Origin of the sequence: Rahnella sp. CG8, from assembly GCF_023701875.1 — a bacterium.
In the GTDB taxonomy this organism is placed as follows: domain Bacteria; phylum Pseudomonadota; class Gammaproteobacteria; order Enterobacterales; family Enterobacteriaceae; genus Rahnella; species Rahnella aceris.
The window spans coordinates 86,995-112,367 of record NZ_JABAED010000003.1 but is presented as its reverse complement, the minus strand read 5'-3'; the positions used below and the strand labels follow the sequence as shown (position 1 = coordinate 112,367).

22 protein-coding genes are annotated in these 25,373 nt (G+C 53.5%); 8 read left to right on the top strand and 14 right to left on the bottom strand.

The window, feature by feature from the left end; all coding sequences use genetic code 11:
• The first annotated feature begins 274 nt into the window (after positions 1–274).
• From HGO41_RS03910 to HGO41_RS03900, 3 genes are all read left to right on the top strand, one after another.
• Positions 275–2,404: a TonB-dependent siderophore receptor gene (locus HGO41_RS03910; RefSeq protein ID WP_119262293.1), complete on the top strand. Its 2,130-nt coding sequence runs from the start codon at positions 275–277 to the stop codon at positions 2,402–2,404.
• Between the two features lie 37 nt (positions 2,405–2,441).
• The gene (locus tag HGO41_RS03905; RefSeq protein ID WP_013578297.1) at positions 2,442–3,533 is read left to right on the top strand and encodes an ABC transporter substrate-binding protein; all 1,092 of its coding nucleotides are present in this window, start codon (positions 2,442–2,444) and stop codon (positions 3,531–3,533) included.
• A gap of 263 nt (positions 3,534–3,796) precedes the next feature.
• Positions 3,797–5,350, top strand: coding sequence for a peptide MFS transporter (locus HGO41_RS03900; RefSeq protein WP_013578298.1), 1,554 nt, complete (start codon positions 3,797–3,799; stop codon positions 5,348–5,350).
• Between the two features lie 71 nt (positions 5,351–5,421).
• On the opposite strand, the gene arsC is transcribed toward HGO41_RS03900, so the two are convergent.
• From arsC to HGO41_RS03885, 3 genes are read right to left on the bottom strand one after another with little or no spacing between them, the layout of a single operon-like run.
• Positions 5,422–5,853: a glutaredoxin-dependent arsenate reductase gene (gene arsC, locus HGO41_RS03895; RefSeq protein ID WP_037032937.1), complete on the bottom strand. Its 432-nt coding sequence runs from the start codon at positions 5,851–5,853 to the stop codon at positions 5,422–5,424.
• 51 nt (positions 5,854–5,904) lie between these two features.
• Positions 5,905–7,194 carry an arsenic transporter gene (locus HGO41_RS03890; protein ID WP_013578300.1) on the bottom strand — a complete coding sequence of 430 codons (1,290 nt, stop codon included), beginning with the start codon at positions 7,192–7,194 and terminating at the stop codon, positions 5,905–5,907.
• Positions 7,195–7,238: 44 nt separating this feature from the next.
• Positions 7,239–7,559 carry a metalloregulator ArsR/SmtB family transcription factor gene (locus tag HGO41_RS03885; protein WP_168444366.1) on the bottom strand — a complete coding sequence of 107 codons (321 nt, stop codon included), beginning with the start codon at positions 7,557–7,559 and terminating at the stop codon, positions 7,239–7,241.
• 279 nt (positions 7,560–7,838) lie between these two features.
• Between HGO41_RS03885 and HGO41_RS03880 the strand changes: the two genes are divergently transcribed.
• Positions 7,839–9,173 carry a glycoside hydrolase family 10-like protein gene (locus HGO41_RS03880; protein WP_370633766.1) on the top strand — a complete coding sequence of 445 codons (1,335 nt, stop codon included), beginning with the start codon at positions 7,839–7,841 and terminating at the stop codon, positions 9,171–9,173.
• Positions 9,174–9,241: 68 nt separating this feature from the next.
• On the opposite strand, the gene fhuE is transcribed toward HGO41_RS03880, so the two are convergent.
• Both fhuE and HGO41_RS03870 read right to left on the bottom strand, forming a co-directional pair.
• Entirely contained in the window at positions 9,242–11,452 is a 2,211-nt protein-coding gene (fhuE, locus tag HGO41_RS03875; RefSeq protein WP_013577708.1) for a ferric-rhodotorulic acid/ferric-coprogen receptor FhuE, read from the bottom strand.
• Between the two features lie 221 nt (positions 11,453–11,673).
• Entirely contained in the window at positions 11,674–13,068 is a 1,395-nt protein-coding gene (locus HGO41_RS03870) for a M24 family metallopeptidase (protein ID WP_121019912.1), read from the bottom strand.
• Between the two features lie 135 nt (positions 13,069–13,203).
• Between HGO41_RS03870 and HGO41_RS03865 the strand changes: the two genes are divergently transcribed.
• Positions 13,204–13,836, top strand: a complete 633-nt coding sequence (locus HGO41_RS03865; RefSeq protein ID WP_013577710.1) for a helix-turn-helix domain-containing protein — start codon at positions 13,204–13,206, stop codon at positions 13,834–13,836.
• A gap of 52 nt (positions 13,837–13,888) precedes the next feature.
• Here the strand turns inward: HGO41_RS03865 and HGO41_RS03860 are convergent, their stop codons facing one another.
• Positions 13,889–14,284, bottom strand: coding sequence for a YebG family protein (locus HGO41_RS03860; protein WP_013577711.1), 396 nt, complete (start codon positions 14,282–14,284; stop codon positions 13,889–13,891).
• A 193-nt stretch (positions 14,285–14,477) separates the two neighbouring features.
• Here HGO41_RS03860 and HGO41_RS03855 point away from each other — a divergent pair, with 193 nt between their 5' ends.
• The gene (locus HGO41_RS03855) at positions 14,478–14,942 is read left to right on the top strand and encodes a GNAT family N-acetyltransferase (protein WP_250980797.1); all 465 of its coding nucleotides are present in this window, start codon (positions 14,478–14,480) and stop codon (positions 14,940–14,942) included.
• A 115-nt stretch (positions 14,943–15,057) separates the two neighbouring features.
• On the opposite strand, the gene HGO41_RS03850 is transcribed toward HGO41_RS03855, so the two are convergent.
• Entirely contained in the window at positions 15,058–15,933 is an 876-nt protein-coding gene (locus HGO41_RS03850; RefSeq protein ID WP_013577713.1) for a LysR family transcriptional regulator, read from the bottom strand.
• Positions 15,934–16,047: 114 nt separating this feature from the next.
• Between HGO41_RS03850 and HGO41_RS03845 the strand changes: the two genes are divergently transcribed.
• Positions 16,048–17,037, top strand: coding sequence for a nitrilase family protein (locus HGO41_RS03845; protein WP_250980796.1), 990 nt, complete (start codon positions 16,048–16,050; stop codon positions 17,035–17,037).
• Between the two features lie 43 nt (positions 17,038–17,080).
• Here HGO41_RS03845 and HGO41_RS03840 read toward each other — a convergent pair whose 3' ends face one another.
• Together HGO41_RS03840 and HGO41_RS03835 are read right to left on the bottom strand one after the other, a co-directional pair.
• Complete coding sequence (locus HGO41_RS03840; RefSeq protein ID WP_131637543.1) at positions 17,081–17,479, bottom strand: YybH family protein; 399 nt, start codon at positions 17,477–17,479, stop codon at positions 17,081–17,083.
• A gap of 3 nt (positions 17,480–17,482) precedes the next feature.
• Positions 17,483–18,208 (bottom strand): sulfite exporter TauE/SafE family protein, encoded by a 726-nt coding sequence (locus tag HGO41_RS03835; protein WP_131637581.1) that lies wholly within the window; start codon positions 18,206–18,208, stop codon positions 17,483–17,485.
• A gap of 107 nt (positions 18,209–18,315) precedes the next feature.
• Here HGO41_RS03835 and HGO41_RS03830 point away from each other — a divergent pair, with 107 nt between their 5' ends.
• Complete coding sequence (locus HGO41_RS03830) at positions 18,316–19,206, top strand: LysR substrate-binding domain-containing protein (protein WP_250980795.1); 891 nt, start codon at positions 18,316–18,318, stop codon at positions 19,204–19,206.
• Here HGO41_RS03830 and HGO41_RS03825 read toward each other — a convergent pair.
• From HGO41_RS03825 to HGO41_RS03805, 5 genes are all read right to left on the bottom strand, one after another.
• Complete coding sequence (locus HGO41_RS03825; RefSeq protein ID WP_013577718.1) at positions 19,197–20,867, bottom strand: alpha,alpha-trehalase; 1,671 nt, start codon at positions 20,865–20,867, stop codon at positions 19,197–19,199. The two genes, HGO41_RS03830 and HGO41_RS03825, sit on opposite strands and share 10 nt — an antisense overlap.
• A gap of 27 nt (positions 20,868–20,894) precedes the next feature.
• Positions 20,895–22,301 carry an alpha,alpha-trehalose-phosphate synthase gene (gene otsA, locus HGO41_RS03820; RefSeq protein WP_037032955.1) on the bottom strand — a complete coding sequence of 469 codons (1,407 nt, stop codon included), beginning with the start codon at positions 22,299–22,301 and terminating at the stop codon, positions 20,895–20,897.
• Positions 22,298–23,092, bottom strand: coding sequence for a trehalose-phosphatase (gene otsB, locus HGO41_RS03815; protein ID WP_285427133.1), 795 nt, complete (start codon positions 23,090–23,092; stop codon positions 22,298–22,300). Before otsB ends, otsA begins: the two co-directional genes overlap by 4 nt.
• A gap of 181 nt (positions 23,093–23,273) precedes the next feature.
• Complete coding sequence (locus HGO41_RS03810; RefSeq protein ID WP_013577721.1) at positions 23,274–23,639, bottom strand: DUF2493 domain-containing protein; 366 nt, start codon at positions 23,637–23,639, stop codon at positions 23,274–23,276.
• Positions 23,640–23,670: 31 nt separating this feature from the next.
• Positions 23,671–25,344: a Na/Pi cotransporter family protein gene (locus HGO41_RS03805; protein WP_250980794.1), complete on the bottom strand. Its 1,674-nt coding sequence runs from the start codon at positions 25,342–25,344 to the stop codon at positions 23,671–23,673.
• Positions 25,345–25,373: the final 29 nt, after the last annotated feature.

Genomic DNA, 25,373 nt, shown 5'->3' with positions numbered 1-25,373 from the left:
ATTTTAACAATGTAGCGTTTTTAGCAGCAAAAATATTCAAATTCTTCTGTGCTGAACCGGAACCCTGCGCGGCTGAAACGTCGGGTTCTAATAAAAGTTATTTAAAAACAGTTTGTTAAGTTATGCTGATAGCAAGATGCCTGCCGTAAAGTCATGATTTCTTCCTGTAGCAAAATTCTGAAACATATCATTTACTACTACATATCTGCATGTTGGAATGATTATCAATTGCATTACGGGGAAGTGCGTTATATTTAACACCGGGTTGATTGAAATGAATAATAAAAAACTGTTTGATTTTAAAAGAAAAGGCCATCCGGCGATTCTTGCTGCTATTTATGGCGTTGCGATGCTGGCGCCTGTTACAGGGTATTCAGCCACAGACAGCGACACGCTGACCATCACCGGAAATGAGGCGAATGATCAGGGATACAGCGCAGGCACCAGTTCTGTCGCCAGTAAAACGCCGACACCGCGCCTTAACGAGGCACAATCGGTCAGCGTCGTGACGCGACAACAACTTGACGATTATCAGGCCACAAGTCTTTCTGATGCGATGCGTTTTGTCAGCGGTGTCAGTGAGGGGAATACGCTCGCGGGCACGGAAGATGGATTTGTCCGGCGTGGTTTTGGTTCCAACTCTGATGGGTCCATTTATCGCGACGGCGTCCGCAGCAGTCAGGGTCTCAATTTTGATGCCACCACCGAGCGGGTTGAAGTGCTGAAAGGTTCCGCGTCATTACTCTACGGGATCCAAAACCCCGGGGGTGTCATCAACCTGGTCAGTAAAAAACCGCAGTATGACTGGCACACCAAAGTCAGCGGACGTTACGCCAGTGAAGGTGGCGGAGCAGGGACAGTGGATGTCACCGGCCCGCTGGGTAATGGTTTTGCTTTTCGCATGATTGCGGAAAAACAGGATCAGGATTACTGGCGTAATTTTGGCAGTGATAAACACACCCTGATTTCGCCTTCGCTGCAGTGGTACGGCGAAAAGGCCAGTTTCCTGATCAGCTATTCTGATTACCGCTACGACATTCCATACGATCGCGGAACCGCTTTTATTAACGGCAAACCGATCGATATCGGCTATAAGGACCGGCTGGATGACAAGTCAAACCGCGCCTGGGGTCATAATAAAACGCTGAACGCCCATTATGACTGGCAGTTCAGCGATGACTGGAGCACCCGCCTGACGCTGGGATGGAACCAGCGCCGCTACAATAATGACGAAGTCAGGGTGACAGCGGTTAACGCGACAACCGGCGCCGTGACGCGCAGGGCGGATGCCAATCGCGGTTTTAATCACAAGACCAAATATGTTTCCTGGGATCTGCTGGGTTCACAGGACATTCTGGGTATGAATCATGATCTTGTGCTGGGCACTGATTATGAGATGAACCAGACTTATCGTGCGCATCAATACCAGGGCAAAGCCAACAGCAGCTTCAACTTTATGGATCCGCAATACGACATTCTCTCCCCGGTCGCCGACAGCACGACTGAGAATACGGCTAACGGCAATAACCTGAACCGGATACACAGTCGTTCGGTGTATGCCAAAGACAGCATTTCACTGACACCGGACTGGATTGCGGTGCTTGGCGGCCGTTATCAACATTATGAGCAACGAGCCTCAAAAGGTTTTGATCCCGTCGTTCAGACGCTTGATTCTGAAGGGAATAAGTTTTTACCTCAGGCCGGTCTGATTTATAAAGTCACGCCAGAGGTGTCTCTTTACAGCAGCGTCAGCAAATCCTTTACGCCCTCAACGGATGTAGACGATGACGGCAACGTAGGAAAACCTGAACAGGGCACGACCTGGGAAGTGGGCAGTAAATGGCAGATTACGCCACGCATGTTTGCCAGCGTGGCGCTGTACCGTATCGATGAGCGGGACATGTCACTGAGCATTAACGGCGAAACACGCGCCATTGATAAAGCACGTTCCAGCGGGGCGGAATTTGAGCTTAATGGCGAGATCCTTCCTGACTGGGAAGTCAGTGCCAATTACAGCTATGACAAAGCCGAAATTGTGGATGACGGTGAAAACTCTGCGAATAACGGCAACCGTTTGCAGAATGCGCCGCGCCATTCGGGCGCGCTCTATCTGAGCCATAATCTGGTGATTAACGGCCTGCCGGGTGATTTCCGTGTCGGCGGCGGGGCGCGTTATGTCGGCACCCGTGCGGGAGACCCGGAGAACAGTTTCACGTTACCTGATTATGTTGTGGCTGACAGTTTTGTTGCGTGGAACAACCGTCTGTTCGGGGAGAAGACGCAGCTGAAACTCAACCTGAATAACCTGTTCAACAAACATTATTACACGTCCAGCGGCGGTAACCTGCGCGTGCGCGAAGGTGAAACCCGTAATCTTATGGTGCAGGCAAGTGTTGAATTCTGATCTGCGGTTGACTCCGCGAGCGCGTAGATATTCTGTTATGACTGTGCTGTTTATGTTGTTGCTGACGGGCTTTGGCGTACAGGCCCGCACTGTCATCGATATCGACGGTAATCATGTGGACATTCCCGATAATCCGCAACGTATCGTGCTGGGCGAAAGCCGGATGCTTTATACGCTGGCCCTTCTGGAAACGGGTGATCCTGTCAGACGGATTGTCGGCTGGCCACTCGATCTGAAGAAGTATGACAGCCAGACCTGGGACATTTTTGCGCAGCGTTTTCCGCATATATTGACGATTCCGTCGCTGGGGTTGGGGGGAACAAATGATATGAACCCTGAAAAGGTGCTGGCGCTGAAACCAGATCTGGTGATCCTGCCCAGCCTTGCGCGCTATGACGATGCCGATTTGCGTCTTAAAGAAATGCTCAACGCTGCGCATATCCCGATAGTGAAAATCGATCTTCGTGTCCATCTGCTGAAAAATACTACGCGCAGTGTGAGTATTCTGGGCGAGGTGCTTAACCAGACTGCACGCGCCCAGGCATTTAATCACTTTTACGATACTCATATGCAGGTTATCCATGATCGTCTGGCCGCTTATTCCGGCCACAAACCGACGGTGCTGCTTCAGTTACATCTTGGACGTCGCAATGAATGTTGCGTGACTGCCGTGAAAGGCAGTCTTGGTGAACTGCTGAATTTTGCCGGAGGGGATAATATCGCCAGCAAAACGGTGCAGGGCGTCTTTGGCCAGCTGAATGAAGAAACGGTTATCATGGCGCAACCTGAGGTTTATTTCGCCACGGGTGCAGGTTCTCCTGATGATCAGAATGATTTGAAACTGGGGCCCGCCATATCACCGGAAATGGCACAACAAAGTCTGCGGGAACTGACTGCCAGGCAGAATGGATTGCGTGAACTTAAAGCGTTGCATAACGGCCGCACCGGGATGATATGGCACAATTTCTACCTCAGCCCGTGGCATGTTGCCGCGACCGAGTTCATGGCAAAAACCCTTTATCCCGATGTGTTTGCGGATATCGAACCTGAGCAGACATTAAAACAGATCTTTCATGACTATCTGCCAATCCCCTATACCGGCACATATTTTGCCAACGGCAGCCGGTGAAGGTGAGTTGTTCTGAATGCATATTTTATCCTGAGGGGCTTTTTTCTTCGTAAATTCACCTGCCATGTCCGGTTTTTTGCCGCTATAAAATCTGTAAAAGTGGACATTAGTCGACTTTTCCTCTAAAACTTCTGCGGTTAATGCCAGACAATACCGGTATTCGGCAATCAAATAATAAGCGCTGAATGCTTAAGAGCGGCTGCAAGACAGCCGCCGGGCAAGGGTATTCACAACGATTACGACAGACTTTCTCTGGAGAATTTATGCATTCCTCTGTTAATAAAAACGAAAGCCGGACCTTCTTCGGCCATCCTTATCCGCTCGGCTCATTGTTCTTCACTGAAATGTGGGAGCGGTTCTCGTTTTATGGCATCCGTCCTTTACTGATCCTGTTTATGGCGGCGACGGTTTACGACGGCGGTATGGGGCTTGCGCGTGAAAACGCATCAGCTATCGTCGGTATATTTGCTGGCTGTATGTACCTGGCGGCGCTGCCGGGCGGCTGGCTGGCAGATAACTGGCTCGGGCAGCAGAGGGCGGTCTGGTACGGATCGATTCTGATTGCGCTCGGCCACCTGTCGATTGCGCTTTCCGCTTTCATGGGCGACAGCCTGTTCTTTATCGGCCTGATGTTTATTGTTCTCGGCTCCGGCCTGTTCAAAACGTGCATCTCGGTCATGGTGGGCACGCTGTATAAAAAAGGTGATGCGCGTCGTGACGGCGGTTTCTCACTGTTTTATATGGGCATTAACATGGGGTCGTTTATCGCGCCGCTGATTTCCGGCTGGCTGATAAAAACGCATGGCTGGCATTGGGGCTTTGGTATCGGGGGGATCGGTATGCTGGTGGCGCTGATTATCTTCCGTCTGTACGCCGTGCCGGCCATGAAACGTTACGACAGCGAAGTGGGACTGGATTCCACCTGGAACAGTCCGGTTGCTAAGAAAAACGGTGTAGGTGTCTGGCTGCTGGCGCTGGCCGCCGGTGTGGCAATCATCGTTGCGCTGATCTCGCAGGGCGTGATCGTCATTAACCCGGTTGCCGTCGCCAGCGTGCTGGTGTATGTGATTGCGGCGTCCGTTGCGCTCTATTTTATCTATCTGTTCCTGTTTGCCGGACTGAACCGGAAAGAGCGCGCCCGACTGCTGGTGTGCTTTATTTTGCTGGTCTCGGCTGCTTTCTTCTGGTCTGCGTTTGAGCAGAAACCGACCTCGTTCAACCTGTTCGCCAACGACTACACCAACCGCATGATCGGTGATTTTGAAATTCCTGCCGTCTGGTTCCAGTCCATCAATGCGTTGTTTATCATCCTGCTGGCACCGGTATTCAGCTGGGCATGGCCGTTGCTGGCGCGTAAAAACGTGCGCCCGAGCAGCATCACCAAGTTCATCATTGGCATTTTATGTGCGGCGGCGGGCTTCGGGATCATGATGATGGCTGCCCAGAACGTGCTGAACAGCGGCGGGGCAGGCGTATCGCCATTATGGCTGGTGGGCAGCATTCTGATGCTGACGCTCGGTGAGCTGTGCCTGAGTCCGATTGGTCTGGCGACCATGACGCTGCTGGCGCCGGAAAGAATGCGCGGTCAGATGATGGGCCTGTGGTTCTGTGCCAGTGCGCTGGGGAATCTGGCGGCCGGTTTGATTGGCGGACACGTAAAAGCCGATCAACTGGATATGCTGCCTGACCTGTTCGCCCGTTGCTCCATTGCGTTGCTGATCTGCGCTGCGGTGCTGTTCGTCCTGATCATTCCGGTTCGCAGAATGCTGGAAAACGCTCAGTCTAAGACAGAACAAAAACCGGTGTCACATGCCTGATGGCGGGTAAGGTGTTTGTCGAATACCGCTAAGAATCAATAAGGCCGGTCTGATGACCGGCCTTATTTTTTTTAGATTTTCGTTATACGTTTGCCGTTTTCATCAATAACTGCTTCACCGTCTTCCTTGGTGAACGCGCCACGTTGCGCATCAGGCAAGATCGCTAATACCTCCTCAGAAGGGCGGCATAACCGGGTGCCCAGCGGCGTGACAACCACCGGCCGGTTGATCAGAATCGGGTACTGCAACATGAAGTCGATCAGTTGATCGTCGCTGAAATGATTGTCTGCCAGTTTTAATTGCTCATACGGCTCGACATTTTTGCGTAACAAGGCCCGCACGGGAATACCCATATCCGCAATCAGTTTTACCAGTTCTTCACGGGCCGGTGGGGTTTCAAGATAAAAAATCACGGTTGGCTCAGCGCCGCTGTTGCGGATCAGCTCAAGGGTATTGCGCGATGTACCACAGGCCGGGTTGTGATAAATAGTGATATTGCTCATCAGGAGGTTCTCTTTTTCAATCTTAGTGTGAGGTCAGGCGTTAAACATCCGTTACAGCGCCACAGACAACCGCAGCGCTAAAGCTGCCAGCGTGACAAACAGCACAGGCAGAGTCATGACAATACCCACCCGGAAGTAATATCCCCAGGTAATCGTCATATTCTTCTGTGACAACACATGCAACCATAACAGTGTTGCCAGGCTGCCAATCGGGGTGATTTTTGGCCCCAGATCGCTGCCGATCACGTTGGCATAAATCATCGCCTCTTTAATGACTCCCGTGGCTGTGCTGCCATCAATCGACAGCGCCCCGATCAGCACGGTCGGCATATTGTTCATGATGGAAGAGAGGAAGGCGGTGATAAAGCCGGTTCCCAGCGTAGAGGCCCATAAACCCTGTTCTGCCAGCTGATTCAGCACTGCAGACAGGGCGTGCGTCAGCCCGGCATTACGTAAACCATAAACCACCAGATACATACCCAGCGAGAAAATGACGATTTGCCACGGCGCGCCGCGCAGCACTTTGCCGGTATTAATGATGTGACCTTTCCTGGCGATAATATAAAGGATCAGTGCGCCGACAGCGGCGACCAGGCTGACCGGTACGCCGAGGGGTTCAAGACCAAAGAAACCCGCCAGCAGAAGGATCAGAACCAGCCAGCCTGCTTTGAAGGTGCTGGCATCGCGGACAGCCTCAGCGGGCTGTTTCAGCAGAGAAATATCGTAAACCGGCGGGATGTCTTTGCGGAAAAACAGGTGCAGCATGACCAGTGTTGTCGCAATGGCTGCCAGATTAACCGGGCCCATGACGGACGCATATTCCGTGAATCCCAGGTTGAAGAAATCAGCTGAGACAATATTCACCAGATTTGAGACGATCAGCGGCAGGCTGGCAACATCCGCGATAAACCCGGCTGCCATGACAAAGGCTAATGTCGCGCCGCGACTGAAACCCAGAGCCAGCAGCATCGCCATGACAATCGGCGTCAGAATCAGTGCGGCACCATCATTGGCGAACAGGGCAGCGACCATCGCGCCCAGTAAAATAATCCAGGTAAATAACAGACGCCCGCGTCCGTTTCCCCAGCGTGCAACATGCAGTGCCGCCCACTCGAAGAAACCCGATTCATCCAGCAGCAGGCTGATAATGATAACGGCAATAAAAGTGGCCGTTGCGTTCCAGACTATTTGCCAGACAACCGGAATATCACCCGGATGAACGACACCCGTCAGTAATGCCAGACCCGCGCCCAGCATGGCGCTCCAGCCAATGCCCAGCCCGCGGGGCTGCCAGATAACCAGAATCAGGGTGAGTAAAAAAATAGTACCTGCCAGCAACATGATCGACTCCGTACATATTTGTTATAGTGAATGTGTTTATGGTTTTAACATGAAATCGGTGACTTATTATTCAGCTTGCGGCGTATATTTTCGCGGTCACAGTTCCATGCAGAATCGATAATCGCCGCTGACCATGCAGGCATTTGTGGTGAGAGGCGGTAATGTACCCATTTTCCTTCCCGGCGGTCTGTGACCAGTCCGGCTTCACGTAACAGCGCGATGTGACGGGAGATCTTGGGTTGTGATTCCGCCGTTGCGGCACAGATATCGCAAACGCAAAGCTCTCCTGATTCCCTGAGAAGCATCACAATAGTCGAGCGCGTTTCGTCGGCAAGCAGTTTAAAAAGCTGCGCAGGCTGTAACATATTGAGTCCCGTTGTGGATTAATAAAACATATGCTAATCCATATATGATGGCTTTCAAAGCACAGATTTCAGAAATGAACTCAGGGAAATATGGCGCCTGCTTTCGGTGCGCATAATCATGATTATGTTAAATACAATATCAGATTCCAGAAATCGGAATCCTGGCAGGTTTGCAGATTGCGCTGACGTCAGCGCTAAATGCATGAGTGATTGACTTTAATTTCAATAATAAGAAAATGTTTCTTTTCGCGCGACGACCAGACATCACCGGAGTTTATCATCGCTTTTTCCCGTCATTTTCCTTGCGTCACCGCCGTCAAACACCCTGGTGCCGTTGTGGCTTTTGCGCTGTTACTGGTGGCTGGCTGTGCCTCGACACCGCCAAAATCACTGGTGACGCCGCTGCCGCCGGTGGCGAAGCACCCTCTTCCTGGTCAACCTGTGCAGAGTCATGAACCCGTGCGCGGCGTCTGGCTGGCGACCGTTTCCCGCCTCGACTGGCCACCGGTTAATTCGGTGAATGCCGGCAGTGCGTCTTCGCGCATCAGCCAGCAGCAGCAAGCGCTGACTGCCAAGCTGGATAAGCTCAAAAGTCTGGGCATCAATACGGTTTTCTTCCAGGTAAAACCTGACGGTACTGCGTTCTGGCCTTCAAAAATTTTGCCGTGGTCAGATATGCTGACGGGTAAAATTGGTCAGGATCCGGGTTATGACCCGTTGCAGTTTATGCTCGATGAAGCGCACAAGCGCGGGATGAAAGTCCATGCGTGGTTTAACCCTTACCGTGTGTCGGTGAACACCAAACCTTCGACTGTGGCGGAACTGAATCAGACATTGCCACTGCACCCTGCCAGCGTGTTTGTGCTGCACCGCGACTGGATCCGAACCTCCGGGGATCGTTTCGTGGTGGACCCTGGTATTCCTGAGGCGCGCGACTGGATCACCAGCATCGTGGCGGAAGTGGTGGCGCGTTATCCTGTCGATGGTGTGCAGTTTGATGACTATTTTTATTCCGAATCACCGGGTTCCTCGCTGGATGACAGCCTGACGTTCCGGAAGTACGGTCAGGGTTACGCTTCTAAAGCCGACTGGCGGCGTCACAATACCCAGATGCTGATTGAGCAGGTTTCACGCACCATAAAACAGCTGAAACCAGGCGTGGAATTTGGCGTCAGTCCGGCGGGTGTCTGGCGTAACGTGTCGCATGATCCGGCAGGTTCACAAACTTCCGGCGCAGCGGCTTACGATGAAGCCTATGCGGATACCCGCCTGTGGGTGCAACAAGGTTTGCTCGATTATATTGCGCCGCAACTGTACTGGCCATTCTCCCGCAAGGCGGCGCGTTATGACGTGCTGGCAAACTGGTGGGCAAATGTGGTCAAGCCCACACATACGCGGCTCTACATTGGTGTGGCGTTGTATAAAGTGGGTGAACCGTCCAAAAATGAACCGGACTGGATGGTCAGCGGCGGCGTGCCGGAGCTGAAGAAACAGCTCGATATGAATGAATCCGTACCGCAAATTAACGGCACGATTTTGTTCCGCGAAAACTACCTCAACCAGCCGCAGACGCTGGACGCGGTCCGTTACCTGAAAAGCCGCTGGGGAAGCTGAAATAAGACAGTAAGGCACCGCCTGAACACGCAGGCGGTGCCTTTTTTATTGCGCGTTAAACCTTCATATCAGAACGTGTAATTTGCGCTGACCGAGACATTGCGCGGTTCACCGTAAACGGCGTAATCACTGAGCCACGAGTAGTACGTGCGGTCAAACAGGTTGTTGATGTTGGCCTGCACGGACAGCTGTTTTGTCACCTGATAACGCGTGAACAGGTCCACCAGCGCGGTGCTGCCCTGCGATACACGATGCGTTTCGCCGTCCGGCCCGGTGGCATCCTGGAAGGTGCGGTTCTGCCAGTTTACACCGCCGCCGACGGTCAGATCCGGCATCATCGGTAGCTGGTAGCGGCTGAACAATTTCAGCTGGGTCTGCGGCATATTGCTGTTGAGACGGCTGCCGGTTTCGTCTTTCGCGACATAACGCGTCGCACCAAAGGTCATTTGCAGGTTGTCGGTCACCGCGCCGTTGATCTCAAACTCAGCGCCTTTGCTGACGGTGCCGCTGACCGAGACATACGCCTGCTCGCTGGAGCCGTTAACGTAATTGCTGCCATCTTCCTGTGCCACGTTATCCTGTTCGATACGGAATACTGCCATTGTGGCGGTCAGACGACCGTCCATCCACGCGGATTTAAGCCCGGTTTCGTAATTTTTCCCGGTGGTTGGGGACAGATAATGGCCGTTGATATCGCGGTCAGTCTGCGGCTGGAAGATGGACGTATAACTGGCGTATGCCGACCAGGTGTCGTTGATGTCATACACCAGACCGCCGTATGGCGTGATGTTGTTCTTGCTCATGCTGCCGCTGCTGCCATTGGTGCTCCATTGGGTATAACGTGCGCCAACGATCAGCGAAAGCGGATCCGCCAGTGAGAAGCGGGTGGCGAAATAACCGGCTTTCTGGCGGATGACATCGTCCGCATTCAGATACCAGTCTCCCCACTCCGGCTCGCTGACATTGCCGTTCCAGCTGTTGCCAAAACTGCCAATTGTGTCGCTGTCGAGGGAACCGTCTGCGCTGTAAGTCTGGTTGTGCTGGCGGCTGTAACTGACGCCAGCCACCATCTGGTGCTGACGGCCAAACAGTTCAAACGGCCCGGTGGCGTAAGTGTCGAGGGAATCCACTTTGCGCGTGCCACGGTCTTTACTGCCAAAACCGCTGAGACCAGTGCCCGTCGTGTGATCCGGGAAATCCATCAGATACAGCAATTTATCATTAAACGTTTGCTCGCCATGTGTGCCGTTTACACGGAATGTCCAGCCGTTATCAAAGTCATGTTTAACGTTGGCGAACACTTTACGCGACTGAATAGCATAATTCGTCCAGTCGGCGGAAGTGTTGGTACTGCGGTCATAATGCGTGCGCGAGCCGTCTGTGTACCAGGTTGGCAGGCCACCCCAGGTCGGGTTGCCGGTGTTATTTTCCTGATAATCGTAACCGAGCGACACGGTGGTGTTATCGGTCACATCGGCATCCACCACGCCGTAGAAGAATTTTTTACGCTTGTGATAGCGATCCAGCCAGCTGTCCTGATCCTGATAACCGGCTACCACGCGCCCGCGCACCGAACCTTCCTGATTCAGCGGGCCGGAAGCATCGAGCACGTAACGCTGTTTGTTCCAGCTTCCGTAACTGGCGCTGATATCGCCGGTGAATTCTTTGCTGTCGGCGTGTTTACGCACCATGTTGACAGAGGCGGCCGGATTGCCCGCCCCGGTCATCAGGCCTGTGGCGCCACGCACCACTTCGATGCGGTCATAAATCGCGGTGTCTTCGGCGGCATCACCAAAATTCCAGGTGTCGCTGACGGACGTTGGAATGTCGTCGTAAGTGTAATTATTGATGTAAAAACCGCGGGAGAAATAGGATACGCGTTCGCTGTCGATGACTTCCGTCGAGATGCCGGTGGTGTTATTCAGCACGTCGCCCACCGACTGGAGGTTCTGATCCTGCATGCGCTGTTTGGTGATCACACTGACCGACTGCGGAATATCGCGCGGCGTCAGGTTCATTTTGGTGCCCGCAGTGGTGGTTTTGACCGCGTAATCCTGCCCGTCGCTGGCAGCGGCGGTCGCCGAACCTTCAATCACCATATCCTGCTGCGAGCCGGATGCGGCGGTATTCGCGGTGCCTGTCGTCCCACTGCCGGTTTCAGCGGCCTGCGCCGGATTCACCAGAACAAAAATCGCCAGCGCCAGTGTGGAAACCGTAAATGTTTTTCTTACCTTTAACGCACCCTGCTGCACGTCATATACCCTGCCATTCAAAGACATAACACATTCCCATAGCAATTTTTTTAAGGGCGAGTCTGTTTCTATTTATTGTTTTAACCAGAACAGCTCGAAATGAGAATGTGAATAGTAATTATTAACATTAACCCTGTCGCGCAGAGGATTCATCTTAATAAGTAACAAATTATGAATGCAAAAAAATTCAGAGGAAAATAAGAACCCGGCGAAGAACTTCACCGGGTTTAATGATGAGGCAAATTGCTTTACGTCCGCACCAAAGCCCGCGACTTATCCAGCAGGAAAGGCCGCAGGTAACCGACAGTATTGGAAAGCAGAATCACGTCCTCGGAAAGGCGAATACTCAGCACGTCCGTCAGGTATTTTTTACGGGTGACCATACGCTGCCAGACCTCCGGGAACTGCGTTTCCAGCTCTTTTCGCAGTGATTCATCTGCCAGCCCTACCGTATCTTCGATGCTGCTGCCACCATAGCCGGGTAATGACGGAATAATATCAATCTGAAACAACATGCCACTTTCAAACGGGATCACTGAGCCACCGTATACCGGAGAACACAGCCACTCCTCATCTGCAACCAGATGACCGGGATTGAGATGCCAGTGATAGATGCTCTGTGGCAGCGTTTGCTCAACAAGCTGATAAAGCTCGCCGCCGGTCAGCCCGATACGCAGTGCTTCAAGCCAGGTTACTACCGTGTGGTAATAGGGTATCGCGAGCCGCTGCAACCAGTCCGAAACCTCTTCCGGTAATTCATTTTCCGCCGCCACCACATACGCCGCACGGCTGGTGAGGCCTCCTTTGTATCCGGTGGTGAGCGAAAACTTATCGCCACGCCGGATAGTTTTGTCGGAAGGATACAGATTCGCATGGGCGAAACGCTCGCCCGTCGCGGCAATCATAATCACGTTCCCGTGCTGGCCTTCTCCTGCCAGTAACTGACCGATTTCTTTTTCTGATTTGCCGGGTGCAATCGTATCCAGCGCCGCAAGCACCTGAGTGGAGGCCAGGTTGGCGCCGTATTCATAAAACGCCACTTCATTAGCGGTATTAATCCGCCGCGCACCATTTTCTGGCGAGGTAAACAGACCGGTGGCGTTTACCACATCTCCAGCCACGCCCGCGGCCTTTCGGACTGCGTCGAGGACAAACGCGGGCACATCAAAGGTGGTTTTATCCGTGACAGGGTCACATCTGAACAGTTTCCAGCCTGCGATGCCAACGTGCTGCACGTCAGTAATACCGGCAGATTTAAGCAAATCGTGCAGCGGCTGATGATGTTTCATCGGCTGGTTGGGCAGGGAAAACACCGGCGCATGCAGGCAGCGACCCGCGTTGCGCGCATGGGGAACCAGTTTCAGATTTTCATTCCCCATAACATAAGTCAGCTCACCGGTCGCGCGCACCACCAGCAAGGCTTCTTCAAAGCGCGGGATAAAACCCGCAAGATATTCGAAATTGCCGCCGTGTTCTTTGTCGGCATAAATCACCAGGCTGTCGAGCTGATGCTGTTGCATCGCGTGAAGGATATGACGCAGGCGTGACGCCATGGTTTCATCGGATAACACCGGGGTGGAAATGTGAGGGTAAGTCGCGGGAGCCGGGAGGGTTTTCAGTGAATACTCATGTTCAGCTTTCATTGCCTGTCCTTTTGCATGGCGGGGGGAAAGAGGATTATGCCCCAAACGGCCTCTTAAGGCCGCATTCACCGGACAGGGAACTCTGCTAAATTTAAGGTAATTCCCTGCTGTTGCTGCCTGACGAGGTTAATAACGATGGTTACCGAGAGTGATAAGGGCAAAGACCTCAGTCAGGCTACCGCTGAGCTATTTGCCGAACTTATTCCCTATCTCCAGTTCCGTACTGTCCCCGCGGGCTCGCGCTTCCATCTGTATGAGAGGGGGGAATTTTATTGTTATTTCATTCGCAAAGGCTGGTTTAAAACCTTTCATAACGACGAACCTGTGCTGATAGGTACGTTGTCAGTGCCGGGCATCATTGGTATTGGCGGTGCGGTGCCCTCAGAGGCCAGAATGTTTATTCAGGCGCAGGATGAATCTGAGATTGCCGTCTCCACCGTGGCGGAGATGCATGCCCTGATTGATCGTCTGGAGTTGTGGGAGCCAATGGCAAAGCACTTTTTCAGGATGACCAACAATCTCTATGTCAAAAGCACAATGCTGACGGCACCGACATCCTATGAAATTCTGCGCCACCAGCTCATGGAACTCATGAAAGAACCGCCGGAAATACGCGAAAATATTCCTGCTGCCCATTACATTCAGCTTAAGACGCACCTTTCACGCAGCACGATCATGAAAGTGCTTTCACAATTGAAACAGGGGGGATATGTGAGGCTGCACAACGGTATTCTGAAAGAAGTGATCCGTTTGCCACTGAAATACTGAGCGTGGTATCAGGGGGGAAGAAAGCGTGCCGTTACGCACGCTGTTCTCTCAGTTACGCGGCTTTTACCGCACGGACTTTTTTGGCCGTGGCAGGTTTTTCGGCAACATTTTCTTCGGCAGCATTTTCTTCAGCAGCCACGTTTTCTGCGACCACTTCTTCTGCTTCTGCTTCTGCTGGCGTTTCAGCGGCGGGCTGGTGTGCGATTTCTGCTTCCGGCAATTTGCTGGTGCGCAGAATATGCTGGACGGTGTCTTTCTGCTCGGCGAGGTGAAGTGCAATGTTTTCCGCCAGTGCTTCATCCATCCCGATATTGCTCTGTAACAGCCATTCAGTAAAAGCATCCGCCATGTCCAGCATCTTGTCGTAAGCGTCTGCTTCTTTCTTATTGGCAAAAGTCATTTTCTCTTCACCTTTTCTGACCACAACAAATTTTGTTTCAACAGCCATGATTCGCTCCTTATACTGTAATTATATACAGCATACCAATAATCAGTGCAGGATACATCATCCGGCCTGATTTTTATAGTGCGGCGCGTCAAAGGCCGGGCACATACCCTGGCAACTATAACGCGGGTGAATTTCTCAGCGTTAGCCGGTAAGGTAGAAAAGGACCTGTTTTCAACGAACTTGTGAGGTTCCCGTGACAAACCTGAAAGCTGTATGCAACTGGACCAAAGACACTTATCTGATCACTACCGATTTTCAAAAACTGGATATTCCGGCAATTCACGCCTACCCGACCCGGTCAAGCTGGGCGCCGGGCATTGACGAACAGACAGTTCGCGCTGGCGCAGAAAACAGCCTGAACTTCGGGTTGTTCGACGACGGAAAACAGATCGGTTACGCCCGCTTTATCACGGACTACGCCACCTTTGCTTACCTGTGTGATGTCTATGTGCTGGAAGATTATCAGGGAAAAAATCTGGGCGCATGGCTGATCGAATGTGTGCAGTCGCATCCGGTCACAGCAAAACTTCGCCGGATGGCACTCTTTACTTCTACCGCGCCGTGGTTGTATCAAAAGTTTGGTTACACACCGGTTAACGAACCTGACTACACCTGGGTCATCACCCGGCCAGGAATTTACCTGAACAAAGACGGGTAGTTCAGGCTTTCCTGAACGCACGGCTGGAAACAGAAACTGAATTCTGGTCAGGGTCTTTCGCATTGGTGAACTCATCGCCGTCGGCCTGATGGCGCGGGCCACATTCCGGACCGTTCTATATACAGGCAGCGGCTTTGAGATTTTCAGTCACCATCCGCACAAAGTTATCGCGAATGACATCTTCATTCCGGGCGTCCCATGCAATCCCCACCTGCCAGCGCGTCGCAGGGCCGGTGAGCGGAAGTATTTTCAGCTCCGGCGGCGCAATATGCACGACGCTTTCGGGTAGCAACGCCACGCCGATCCCGGCCGCTACCAGTGCGACAATAGTCTGGATATCCTCCGCCAGTTGAACCGATGAAACATGAAACAGATTCTCCTGTAAAAAACGGTCTGTCTGCGCATTCAGCCCCCCCGCCCGCTCAGTATACAAACGCAGTAACGGACGGTTCCTGAGCCTTTCACTCATATCCTCGCCGTTATCTTCAGACACCACCAGCACCAGTTTATCCTCAAACAGCGCGTGGTAACTGAGCGGTGCAGGCGGCGGGACACGCACAAAACCAATGTGCAGTTCCCCGCGTTGCAGCATGTCGTATTGCTGCGCGGAAGGCAGATCTTCCAGCGTGATATCCACGCCGGGATATGCTGCGCGGAATTTCGCAATACATTGTGGCGCCAGGATGAAACTCGACAGGCCGAATCCTGCCGCCAGCAGCCCTTCTCCCCCCTTTTCAACCTGGCTGGCATGTTGCATAAACGCGGCCATTTGTCGCAATACTTTCTCCGCTTCCGGCAAAAGCCGCTGGCCTGCGGCTGTCAGCGCACTGCCGTGTCGTCCGCGGGCAAAAAGCGCCACGTTCAGCGTCGATTCCAGCAGATTGATCTGTTTGGTGAGTGCCGGTTGTGAAACGGAAAGCGCCTGCGCTGCCTGCGCATAATTCCCTTTTTCAGCCAGTGTGACAAAAGCCCTGAGCAAACGTGTGTTCACTTTATATATTCCATTGGGTTATCAGATTTGGAAATCATTTCATTATAAAGTTATCAGTCGCATTGCTCTAATACCAGCGTCAACCGAAATCCCTGAAGACGTATGGAGAAGATCATGTCGGACCCCAAAACACTCAAAGCAGCGGTCATTCAATTTCAGCATCAGGCGGGTAACAAAAAATATAACCTGTTAATTATGGAGCGTTTTATCGAAAAAGCGGCTATTGAAGGCGTCAATATTTTGGCCTTTCCGGAAATGTGTATCACCGGTTACTGGCACGTGCCCAAACTCGATGCTGCTGGCGTTCAGGCACTGGCGGAGCCAGCCGAGACCGGCCCCTCTGTTGCGCTGATCCGCTCGCTGGCCGTGAAACATCAGATGCTGATTGGCGCCGGATTTATCGAACGTGCCGCTGACGGGCGTCTGTATAATGCCTACGCCGCCTGCATGCCTGACGGTTCGGTACACATCCACCGCAAAATGCACGCCTTTGAACATGAGGCTTTCAGTTGCGGCGACAGTTATACCGTGTTCGGGACCCCCTGGGGCGTGAAGGTCGGGATCCTCATCTGCTGGGACAACAATCTGGTGGAAAATGCCCGTGCCACCGCCCTGCTGGGAGCAGATATTTTACTGGCACCGCATCAGACAGGCGGCACACATTCACGCAGCCCGCACGGCATGAAACCGATACCGCTGGCATTGTGGCAGCAGCGTGCTGAACGCAAAGAAGAGATTACCGCAGCGTTTAAAGGTCCCAGCGGCCGGGAATGGCTGATGCGCTGGTTGCCCTCACGCGCTCACGATAACGGCATGTTTATTTTGTTCAGTAACGGCGTCGGTGCGGATGATGATGAAGTACGCACCGGTAACGCGATGATCCTCGATCCTTATGGCCGGATCGTCGATGAAACCTGGGTTGCTGCGGATGCGATGGTCAGCGCGGATCTGGATTTATCGCTGATCCCGATGAGTACCGGCAGGCGCTGGATGGCAGGCCGCAGACCCGATTTGTATCATATTCTGACTGAATATCAGGGCTATGAGCGGGATGCAATGACGGCACGTTTTTCTGAGGAATTACCGGGGATCCCAAAACGCTAAATCACCGTGGATTGATGAAGCGAAAAAGGCTCCTTGCGGAGCCTTATTCCTGATCCAACAGCGATGTGCCATATGAATTATCGATGGTACACAGCCAGCGACCGTCCGGTTCATGGCGGAAAACATAGGTGGCACGGCGGGTAGTGGTCACCTTTCCGCCCTGCCCGTCGGGAAAATGCAGCACCGTTTCCATGATCACCAGCGCATCCTCTGCCCCTTCAATCACCTGCATTTCGCCCTGTTCTACCACCAGCTGATCCTGAAAATAATCCGAGATGGCGATAAAGGCTTTGCGGATGTCGGTTTTGCCGCGGGCAATCATGCCCGGTTTAATTACCAGCGCCGCCTCTTCGGCATAATGCGCCATCAGTGCGTCAAAATCCCTGACAGATATGGCTTTGTCACAGGCTTCGATAACCTGGCGGATCGGGTGTGTATTCATCCGTTAATGTCCTTTTGCTGAGTTCCAGAGTAAAGAGATACCCGCCAGAAATAACATGATGTCGATCAGGCGGTTGAAGGATGTCTCTGACATCTTAATAACAAATTTTTTTCCAATAAGCATCCCTGTCGTCAGTGCGCCACCCACCAGCAAGCCGCTCAAAAACACCGGCCACGGCATTGCACCAATCACGCTGAACGCTGAGGCTTTGGCGAAATAAATCGCGAACGAGGCGGCAGCCTCGGTGGAAAGCAGCGCGCCTTTCACCAGCCCGTAACCGGCGAAAACCGGAATGGTCAGCGGGCCGGTTGAAAATACCACACCGGTCAGAAACCCTGTCAGCGCGCCTGCCATCGCCAGTTGCGCACTGCTGAGGGTAAACGCCCGGCAACGGGCGTAATGACGCAAAGGGATCAGCAACAAGAAGAACGCGCCGATACATATATTCGACAGCGTGGCGGGCATTTCCCACAGGGTATTTGCGCCGAGAACGGCGGCGGGAATGCCGGGCATGGCGTACAGCAAAAATGCCCGAATGTTGATGTCTTTGCGCCAGAGAAGCACGCGGGAGATGTTGCCGACAATAGCGGCAATCGCCATCACCGGAATCGCAGTTTTCGGGCCGAAAGTATACGTCAGCGCCGGCAACAGCATGATGGAACCGCCGGTGCCGACAACACCGCTGATCACACCCGCCAGTATGCCCGTCAGAGCAATCACCACATACATCACGTCACATTTCCTTTTCTCAGGGGGAATGCGGGCGATGATAGCGTTTAGGAAATGGCGTAACCCGTGATAAAAAGTCACATAATCGTGATTAAAAAGGAACGACCATGCATGCACTTCCCCCGATAACGGCCCTCCGCGCCTTTCTTGTCGCCTGTCATGCCGGGAGTTTTACCGCCGCAGCGCAGGAGTTATGCATTACGCACGGCGCGGTAAGCCGCCATATTCAGGGGGTGGAAAAGTGGTTTGGGGTGAATTTATTTCGTAAAGAAGGCCAGCGGCGGGTGCCGACACCTTATGCGCTGACGCTGGCACGCGAGCTGGGCAGTGCGTTCGATACCCTGTCGGATATCGCCCTGCGCTACGGTAATGGCGGGCGGAATAACGTGTTCAATGTCAGCGTGCCAACCACCATGAGCCTGAAATGGCTGCTGCCTCGCCTTGATGATTTTTATACGCAATTTCCTGAGGCAAACCTGCAAATCTCTACGGCCAATACCGAGCAGTTACACATTGTGGGGCATTACGATTTGCTGATCCGTCGTGAAACCGGTGCCACGGAATATTCCGCGATCCCTTTTCTGGCTGATACCCATTGCCTGATGGCCGCCCCGGCGCTGCTCAAACGCTTTTCGCTGGAGACGCCGGAGGACGTGCTGAAATGTCCGCGCATTGAAACCCTCACCCGTCCCGGACACTGGAATTTATGGCTGGCGGCGGCAGGGCTGGAGAAACCGCCGGTCAGCGGCTTTCGCCGTTACGATCATTTTCACGTTTCGTTGCATGCGATGCTGGAAGGAATTGGCGTCGGGCTGGGGCCGGTCAGTACGTTGTCGGCGGAAATCCGTCGCGGGAATCTGATACCGATGTTCCCGCAGATTACCGTCGCGCCCTGCCATTACCACGCCCTGACGCCAGTGGGCGTGCAGAAAACCCTGCTCCACCAGGCGTTTGAACGCTGGCTGGTGGCCCAGGGTGAATGCGGCAATCAGTCGTAATTCTCACCATATAAACCAATCAACCGCCGCACGACGCCGTTGGTCCAGCCGAAACCGTCCTGCAGCGGATATTCCCCGCCGCCGCCTTCGCGGGATGTGTCGCCTGAAATGTGGTATTTCTCAATCAGTTTATGGTGTTGCTGATAATACTGATTCACGGTTTTCAGCCAGTTACGGGCAATTTCATCGCCCAGTACATCATTGCCGTATTGCTTAAAGCCCTGAATCGCCATCCATTGCAGCGGTGCCCAGCCGTTGGGTTTATCCCACTGTTGACCGGTTTCATACTCTGTCGCCATGATGCCGCCGGGAGTGAGTAAGCGGGTACGCACGGCGTCTGACAGACGTTCGGCCTGATAATGGCTGGCAAGTCCGACATACAAAGGCACCACGCTGGCGGCAGAAAACAGCGCCATTTGCTGACGGTGCCAGTCGTAATCACGGAAACAACCTTCGTTGTCATCCCACAGATAACAGTTGATGGCCTCGCGGCGTGTTTCGGCTTTCCGGCGGAATAACGTTTCGGTGACTTTATCCCCTTTCAGTCCGGAAATATTGGCAATGGTACTTTCCAGCTTGTGCAGAAACGCATTCAGATCCACCGGGATAAATTGCGTGGTGCGGATGCTGGCGAGACGATGCCCGTCACGCAACCAGCGCGACGAATAATCCCAGCCGGATTCCGCGCCAGCGCGCAAATCGCGGTAAACCTCATTTGCCGGGCGGCTCGAAAGTTTCGCGGTTTCGACATCTTCGCGCCACGATTCATCGCGCGGTGTGTCCCTGTCATCCCAGTAACGGTTGAGCAGCGTGCCATCCGGCAGGCAAACCACATGCCGGTAAGCCTGATTCGGCGCCAGAGAATCCGCGCCGTCCATCCAGAACTCATATTCCATTTTCAGATGGTCAAGGTAACGCCGCGCACCGCGCACGCCGTCTTCCTCGAACAGTTCGACCATCAGCGCAAACACCGGTGGCTGGGAACGGCTGAGATAATACGTGCGGTTGCCGTTAGGAATATGGCCGTACATCTCGATAATCCAGGCGAAATTATCCGCCATGGTGCGCAACAGATCATTACGGCCACTTTCCGCCAGCCCTAACATCGAAAAGTAAGAATCCCAGTAATAGGTTTCACTGAAACGCCCGCCCGGCACCACATAGGCCTGGGGCAACGGCATCAGTGACGACCAGGGCACGTGGTCTTCCGGCTGGCGCGTGAGCACCGGCCACAGTTTGTCGATGTGCTCTTTCAGCGAATCGCCGGGGTCGGAGACGTATTCATCATCACGATGTTCCGGCAGCCAGAAATGCGCGTCCACAAATCGTTTCAGGTTGAAGCCCGGATGGTTTTTTATCCGCCGATAACGCAGCAATATGTCCAGCGGATCCATTTTCGGCGGGCAGTCGGGAAAGGTTTTGCTGTCCTCGAAAAGCCCTGAAGATTGCACACTGGTAAACAATTCCAGATAACGGTCGGCAGGCGTTAAGGCATCAGAAGGCGGCAAACCTTCGATCATCCCCGGCTCCGGTTCCGCATCCATCATCCGGTCAAGGATCAGTTCAATGGGCTCGAGCTCGCTCAGACGCGTCTCTTCGCTATCAGCGTTTTCGCTGTCAAACAGCGCGTTTTCATTCGTCTGGTAATTCGCATTTTGCATATGCAGCAAGCCTCTTGCTTAGAAAGTTTATGCGACAGCGTTGTTTTTTTCTCCCTGTGGCGAAATGGCGTATAAATCGCGCAAATAGGTTTCGCCCCAGTTCGCAATATCATTTTTGCGCAGCACCGCCATCATGTCGTTATAACGCTCAAGCCGTTCTTCCAGCGGCATGGTCAGCGCTTTATCCAGCGCCGCCGCCACGTCATCACGGTCATAAGGGTTGACGATCAGCGCCGACGTTAGTTCATTCGCCGCACCGGCAAATTGTGACAAAACAAGAACGCCGGGATCTGTCGGATCCTGCGCGGCGACATATTCTTTCGCCACCAGATTCATGCCATCACGCAGCGGCGTTACCAGCCCGACATCCGTCAGACGGAATAATTTCATCAGCAGGCTGCGCTGGAAATGCTGGTTGAGGTAAAACAGCGGCGTCTGGTTGATGCCACCGTATTTACCGTTGATGCGCCCCACCTCGGTTTCCAGCTGATGACGAAGTTCCTGATAAGCCTGCACGTCGCCGCGTGATGTCGGAGCGATTTGCGAATAGCGCACTTTACCGCGATGCTGCGGGAATTTTTCCAGCAATGCCTCAAAGGCCAGAAAACGTTCCGGCAGCCCCTTGGTGTAATCGAGACGCTCGCAGGAAATGATGTTTTTCGCTTCGCGAAGTTCACGTTCCATCGCCGCCATTTTCGGTGGCAGCGGGCCTTCGGCCATTTCCTTAATGCTTTCCGGCGCAATGCTGATCGGGTATACGCCAGTGGCAAAGGTTTTGCCAAATGCCTGATGCTGATGCGCGTCGCAATCTTCAATATCGGTCAGTGCCTTGAGATTATCCAGAAATGCCAGGCGGTCCCCTTCGGTCTGGAAGCCCAGTAAATCATACTCACACATCATCTTGAGCAATTCATCGTGCGTCGGCACCGCATTAAAAATTTCCGGGGTCGGGAACGGAATATGCAGGAAGAAACCTATGCGGTTTTTTACGCCGAGTTTGCGCAGCGCAGCGGCAAACGGCAGTAAATGATAATCGTGGATCCACAAGATATCGTCTGCTTTGATCAGCGGCTGCAATCTTTTCGCCAGCATGTCATTGACCCGGCAGTAACCGTCCCAGGCTTCACGCTGGAAATCCACCAGATCAATACGATAATGAAGTGCTGGCCAAAGTACGGCATTGGAAAACTGGCAGTAATACAGATCGTAATCGTTTTGATTAAGCGGAACCGAAGCGTAAGTAATGCCGTCATCTTCCATCAGATTCAGGTCATCCTCTTCTTCGCCCGATATTTCACTTATCTCACCATTCCAGCCAAACCAGAGGCCTGATGTATTTTTCAGCGCATCCAGAATGCCCACGGCCAGTCCACCGGCGGATTTGGAACCGTCAGGAATGGCAATTCGGTTAGAGACAACCACCAGGCGACTCATAATTCAGACTCCTTGTTAAATGTTAATGTGTGACGTTGTAACGCCTCGATCCAACGGTAAACATCGCGAACGGTTTTGACGCGATAATGCGCCAGACTTGAACCTTCGCCGACTTTCACCGTGATCCCCTGCATGGCGTTAACCACTTCGAACCCTTTTTCATCGGTCAGGTCATCGCCGACGAATACCGGAATACGCCCGGAAAATGGCGTCTGTTGCATAAACGTATAAATCGCTGCGCCTTTATCTTTACCGCGGGGTTTAATCTCGAGAACGCATTTACCCGGCTGAAGAACAAGCTCAGGGAATTTTGCCACCACGGATTCAGCCAGTGCTAATACCTGCTGCTGATACAGCATCGCCTGACGATAATGCAAAGCAAAAGCCATGCCTTTGGTTTCGAGCAAGGTACCCGGCAGTGCGGCCATGCCCGCTTCGAGGGTCTGTTGCACCTCCTGCGCCACATCATCGGGTAAGGTGACACGGTGCAGAGTGCCGTTGCCGTCGCGCATTTCAGCCCCATGAACGCCCGCAGCAGGGAGAACCAGCGGGCTGACCAACTGATCAAGCTGTTCCACCGGACGCCCCGACACCAGCGCCAGCGCGCCGGAAGAGGCCGCAAACAGCGTTTGCAGATGATCACGAACTTCAGCGGGGATGGTGACGGCATCCGGTTCAGCGCGGATTTCAGCAAGTGTGCCATCGACATCGAAAAAGAAGGCGTATTGGCGACTGTCCAATACAGGGAGAAGCGGTGTTTCGGTTGTATTTTCCTGAATTTCTGCAGTCAAAGTGACTCTCCTTTTAATGAGTTACAGCTCAACGCGTCATTGCGTTGAAAACCTCTGAAATGAATTATCAATAGGTAAATATAGCTCTGAACAGGAGAGTTGCAGCGATTATCAGATTAATCCAGACCGCGTCAGGCGGGCATTTCCGGCAAAAAATCCCTGCCGGCTGCCCGTCCGGGGGTTAAGAACCGGGGCCGGTTTCTGCCGCATTGACTATCACACTGATGCCGGAATGCTGCGCCAGTTTTATGCAATCCTGCGTGTCCTCTCCGCCGGAAAAAGCCAGCACCACATCCGGCTGGCTGTCTTTCATCATAAAGAGATTGCGGCGTATTTCGGCGTATTTACCGTGCAGTGACCAGTTAGCGGGATAACGGACAATGTGCACATCGGCGGTGCGTGCCCAGCGTTCGATCATCGCGCCCAGCGACTGATGTCCGCCGTGGATCAGCACGCTTATCGGGTGTGATTGCGAAAACGCATCCAGTGCCCGTTGTACCCTGTTGATATCTGCATAAAAGCGCCCCGCGCAAATCAGTACCCTCATGTTCTATCCTTCTGTTTTTATCATTTTGTTTTTACTTCCGCGTGTCCGTGACGTCATCGCTCAGGCGATCAATCACCGGATACGCCACCGCAGCGATATGATGATGAACGCGCCTGTAATCACGCAGCACACGCTGGAAAATATCGCCGGATTCCGCCCAGGCATTTTTATCATCACGCAGATTTTTGAAATGCTCGCGGCTTGCCCTGGCTTCAATCTGGCGGATCACCTCTTTGCGCGAAACCAGCTGATGCGCGGCTGAGAGATCTTCACCCAGGAATGCGGTGACCGCCAGGCGCTGGCTGTTCAGGATCTCCGTGTGCAGCAGGCCAATGTTGTGCAGTTCAACGTCGCTGAAAGGTGTATTGCGGCGGGCACGGCGTGTCGCCAGCTCGGTGAGGCTGGTGGAAAGAATGTCTCCGGCGTGCTCAATGTTAATCACAAACATCAGGATTTCCTGCGCGCGGTCGGCATCGCTGTCACTCAGCCCTTCCTGTCCTAAATCCGCCAGATAGGCGCGGATTGCCGCACTCAGACCGTCAAGCGAATGATCTAACCGGCGGATTTCAGCCGCAGACTGATTATCTGCAGTCTTGAATAACGTCCGCAGCCGTTCGAGCATCAGGTTAAGCATGTCGGCCAGCCGCAGGGATTCACGCACTGAATTGGAAAGCCCGATATAAGCCACATCAAGCCCGGTTTCGTCGAGATACACCGGCATTTCTGCATCAGCGGCAGGTTGTTCCTCCGGGAAAATCCTTTCCAGCACACGGGCCAGCGGGCCGGTCAGCCCGATAAATACCCCGGCCAGCACGGCGCTGAACGCGGTGTGAAACCACACAACAAGTTGCGGCGTGGTCAGCGCAAGACCCGCGGCAACATGGCTGAGCAGCGGCATCAGGGCCAGCGCGAAAACACAGCCCGCGCCGCGCACCAGCAGATTACCCAGCGGCAGACGGCGCGCCACCGCCGAACCGGCGTTCAGCACCGGCGGCAGTGCGCCACCGATATTGGCACCCAGCACCAGCACCATGGCGGTCACCGGCGTCATCACGCCCGTGGCGGCGAGTGAGGCAATCAGCAAAATCACTGCCACGCTGGAATGACACACCAGCGTGAGAATGATGGCCACCATCAGGGCAATCAGCGTATCGCCTTCTAATCCCTGCATCACGGCGCTGAATACTTCCGTGTTTTCGATGTGTCCGAGTGTGGCACTCAGCAGGCTGAGTGCCAGCAACATCAGCCCGAGGCCGATCAGCGCGCAGCCTGCACTTTCAAACCCGGAATGGTCGCGCATTTTGAACACGACAAAACCGCTCAGTATCAGCAACGGTATGGCGATCGCGGTGTTGAAACTCATCAGTTGCACCACCAGGGTGGAACCGACATTTGCGCCGAGCATGACCGCCAGCGCGGGCGCCAGGCTGAGCGTGCCCGCGGCGGTAAAAGAGGTGGCCATCAGGCTGACTGCGGTGCTGCTTTGCAGCAAACCGGTAATACCGATCCCGGCGAGCAACGCCATCCAGCGGCTGGACAGATGATGGCCCATCCAGTGGCGTAACGGTGTGCCGAAGCCACGTTGCAGCGCGGTCGAAATCATGTGAGATCCCCACAGCAGCAGCGCAATAGCGCCTGCCAGATTGACCAGCAGCGTAGTGCCGGATTGGGGGGTCATGGTTGTTACAGTGTGGGTCATAGACATAGCGGCTCCCCTTTTTCAGGGTTGTCATT